Below are 3952 nucleotides of genomic sequence, written 5' to 3'. Positions count from 1 at the left end.
ATCCACTATCCACTATTCACTATTCACTCTTTCCGTTAATGTTATTAATTGCCGCAGTCAATAAGTCTTTGTGAGCGAGCGATTTTTTGGCGATATTTCGGATCGATTCTTGGTTTAGATGCGTTCCGGTTTGGAGATGTTGTTGCCAAGCTTGAGTAATTGTAACTGGATCTGTAGGGATATCTTCTAGTTCCCAGCCAGGGATATTAATTTCTGTCATTAGTTTACTAACTTTTGGATCGTAACTAATCGCCCAACATTTACAGCCCTCCGCTGCTGCCATAATCAGACTGTGCAAGCGCATCCCGATCGCCAGCTCTACTCCTTGAAATAAACCTTTGAGTTGTTTGGGATCTGTGGGTGTGAATATTTGACTATTATCTGTCAGTTCGGCACGAATTTGTCGGGCAATGTCCATATCTGTAGTCGGTTGGAAGGGCACGAGTAAAATATGACTGCCAGTGGCGGCTTGTAAGTCCACCAAGGCCGTGGTGAGAGCGGCTAGGCGTGCGGTTGTGAGTTTGGGATGCGATCGCAAGGTGACGGCGATTTTGGGGCTGGGAATGCTGGCAATTTCGGGGACTGGGGTGGCGGCGAGACTCCACACGGGATCGGGAGCGATAATACAGGACAGCCCCCAACTTTCGAGCAAGGCGGCTGAGGCTGGATCTCTGACGCTCAGAGCCGTACAGTTGCTAAAGGCGCGTTTGGCAATCCAGCGAGTCAGGGGTTTATCCACAGGGCCGATACCTTGTGCGATCGCGATCGTTTGCAGTCCGAATTGTCGAGCCAATCCTATTAGCCCCCCATAATAGATCGAATTGCGGATACTTGTGGCATCTTGAATCAGACTCCCACCACCCAAGATTAAAACTTGCGATTCTTTGAGCGCGCGGACTACCGAGCCACTATTCATGCGATCGTAACTCTTGACGCCATAACTTTTGGAAGTAGCGCGCGGCTCGGCGGATAATACGATGGGTTTTACATGTGGGGGTAACATCTCCAACATCGACACTAGCAATGCTTCATCGCCACCGTTACCTTTGCCATAATAACCACACAGTACAGCCTGGATCTCAGTCATTTGGTCGTATACCCGATCGATACCTCACAGCATATTTTACATTGCTTCTTTACCAGCCGCGTTCTAGCGATCGGTATAATATATTTAATTAGAGTGAGCTGCTCCCGACTTGGAAAGCAGACCCAATCATCGTATTTACACCAGCAGCATATTCACTAGATATCTCGATAGCAGTTGGAAATATCACTCAAGTTGGAATGGACGATCGATAGATGGGTAAGAAAAAACTATCAACTAACTGGTACGTGCATCATCAAGATCGGATGGAATGGTATGAATCTCAGGAAGCAGCTTTAGATGCAGTGGATCTGTTCGTTACTAGTTATGAAAATGGGATTTGGAACGATAAAACTTCCTATCTTAGCTTGGGTCATGCGGATGGAGAAACGGTAGACAGCGACCTATTTAAACGGCGGTATTCATCTAATGCACTGACGCCTTCTTCGATCGGTAGTATATTTAAAATTAATATATTTATCAAAAATAAAGAGGACTGGATTTTTAGGTATGGTTCGGATGTGCTCCGACAGTCATTCAAAGCTGGTTATGAGTGCCACGATGGATATTTAGCAGAGCGATTAGCTTGTGATTATGCTGGGTTTACGATTAACGATCGAAAATATCCAAGGGTAGATACTCCCAATGCAAGATGTCTTGATGCTTGCTCGAATTATAAATATGCCCATTGTTCATCAGATCGAGAAAATTATTATATTACTATCGATAATTATTTAGGAAAATATCAATTAATCAAATTAATAGATACATCCATTGAAACAACGACATTAGAATTGTCGCTCGGCTCGATCGACGATAAAGAAGGCTGGATTTTTGAATATGGTTCGACTTTACTTCAGCAGTCATTTATCGCTGGCTACACTTGTAACGATCGATATCTAGAAGAAAGAGTAGCCCATGAATATCCTGGCTTTACGATTAATCGCGGCAAATATAGAAAGGTCGATAGTCCTAGCGAACGTTGTCTTTATGCTTGCTTTGGATATGAAAATTCTTACTGCTCGTCAAATAATTCAGACTACTATATAACTATCGATGGATTCTTGGGAAAATACCAACTGATAAAATCGATCGATCCGCCTACTCAAATATTAGATCTAACTTCTCCTGCTGGATCTGCTAATAATCGGTTCGGACTGAAGATGATAAAATCAAACAACTCAAGCAGCTTAATTAAAAGTGCTGTTGTTACAGAAATCAGCTTAGTCCAGCTTATTTCTGTCTGTGCTATTACTAGTACTCTCATGTATCTGGCGATCGAGTATTTCCCTAGAGTTTTTCAAGCGATCGTCGGTAATATTTGATGTGTGAGAACTACTACCCGTCACAAATTCGGGGTAGAGGTAATGTCTTGTCGGTTTTTTTATTCGGAGGGAACCTCCGAATAAAACCGCCGCTTCATGAATTACCCCTACCCCGAATTTTTAGCAAACGTAAATTTGGTGACGCTCTCTAAACTTTATACCGCTGCGATCGCACGAACGATGTCACTTTCGGTAATAATCCCGATCGGGTGGTTATTTTCATCAACCACAGGTAAACGGTGAATTTTTTTATCGTGTAGGATTCTCGCTGCTTCTGAGAGCAAAGTATCGGCACTAATTGAGATTGCATAAGGAGTCATGACTTCGCCGACTGTTTGCCCCAAAGCTTTGTGCAAATCTCGATCGTATGTGAGCGGATTTTTGAAGTAAATGACACCGCCTAAAAATATCATATATGGCGGTTGTTCTAAACCTTGTTCGCGCCACATCAGATCGGATTCCGAAATTACACCGACTAGTTTGCCATCATCATCAATTACAGGTAAACCACTAATATGTCGATCGACTAACAGCTTTACTGCATCGGCTAACGGTGTGTTTGGCTTAACAGTAATCAGATCGCGATTCATCCAATCTGCAACAATTTTTGACATGATTTACCTCATCTATAGATGTATGGTGAGTCGATCGAAATCGATCGATTTGAAGCTTGCATCGATCGATTATCGACAGGTTGAGTAAATATGCTCGATATCTTTAATTATAGTAATTGGAGAATAATTATGGTAGAAAATTATAATAACTTCATGTGTCTAAAGATGATAATTGCTGGCAATACAGTAGATTGCAGATCGATCGCATACACCATTTCATGGATTCAGAACCCCGACTTCTTAAAGAAGTCGGGGTTCTATACCTCACACCTTAAAAGTGCAGTATGTGACTATCGCCAGCAATAATATTTAGCAATTATGCAGGAATAAATTTCATGGCGATGCCATTCATGCAGTAACGGAGTCCGGTGGGTTTAGGGCCATCTTCAAACACATGTCCTAAATGTCCGCCGCAACGACGACAGTGGACTTCAGTACGAGTAGAAAAGAATGATTTGTCGATCGAAGTTTCGATCGCACCAGGAATCGGATCGTTGAAACTCGGCCAACCAGTCCCACTGTTAAACTTTGTATCGGAGACAAATAGCGGTAATTCGCAGCCAGCACAGACAAACTGACCCTTTCCGTACTCTTTATCCAGAATACTGGTGCCAGCGCGTTCTGTACCGTGTTTCCGTAATACATTAAACTGTTCGGGAGTCAGGATCTGCTTCCACTCTTCGTCAGTTTTAGTGATTTCAAATTCGCCTTGTGTCTTTGCCATTGGGGATGTCTGGGATGATAAAAAATAGAGTCCGCTTGCAGCACCGATTGGCACTAATGCAGCCGATAATAAAGTTCGTCTTTGCATTTTGTCAGGAGTGTCGAGATGCGAGCGATCGCGACCCACCTCGATCGATTTACGATTACTTATATTTTAACAATTATCTAGAGTTGAGGGCATAATTATCGATCTCGATCGAATAGCC

At 42.9% G+C, this 3952-nt stretch carries 4 protein-coding genes; 1 reads left to right on the top strand and 3 read right to left on the bottom strand.

The window, feature by feature from the left end:
• Window positions 1-19: 19 nt before the first annotated feature.
• Window positions 20-1087, bottom strand: coding sequence for a polysaccharide pyruvyl transferase CsaB (gene csaB, locus C7B77_RS25620; RefSeq protein WP_106311631.1), 1068 nt, complete (start codon window positions 1085-1087; stop codon window positions 20-22).
• A gap of 212 nt (window positions 1088-1299) precedes the next feature.
• On the opposite strand from csaB, the gene C7B77_RS25615 reads away from it, so the two are divergent.
• Window positions 1300-2409 carry a hypothetical protein gene (locus tag C7B77_RS25615; RefSeq protein ID WP_106311628.1) on the top strand — a complete coding sequence of 370 codons (1110 nt, stop codon included), beginning with the start codon at window positions 1300-1302 and terminating at the stop codon, window positions 2407-2409.
• Between the two features lie 155 nt (window positions 2410-2564).
• Here the strand turns inward: C7B77_RS25615 and C7B77_RS25610 are convergent, their stop codons facing one another.
• Window positions 2565-3023, bottom strand: a complete 459-nt coding sequence (locus C7B77_RS25610; protein WP_106311624.1) for a CBS domain-containing protein — start codon at window positions 3021-3023, stop codon at window positions 2565-2567.
• Window positions 3024-3339: 316 nt separating this feature from the next.
• The gene (gene msrB / locus C7B77_RS25600; protein ID WP_219892282.1) at window positions 3340-3747 is read right to left on the bottom strand and encodes a peptide-methionine (R)-S-oxide reductase MsrB; all 408 of its coding nucleotides are present in this window, start codon (window positions 3745-3747) and stop codon (window positions 3340-3342) included.
• Window positions 3748-3952: the final 205 nt, after the last annotated feature.

This window comes from Chamaesiphon polymorphus CCALA 037, from assembly GCF_003003845.1.
Classification (GTDB): Bacteria; Cyanobacteriota; Cyanobacteriia; order Cyanobacteriales; family Chamaesiphonaceae; genus Chamaesiphon; species Chamaesiphon polymorphus.
Note: the sequence above shows the minus strand (reverse complement) of the source record. Positions and strands in the feature narration are given on the sequence as shown.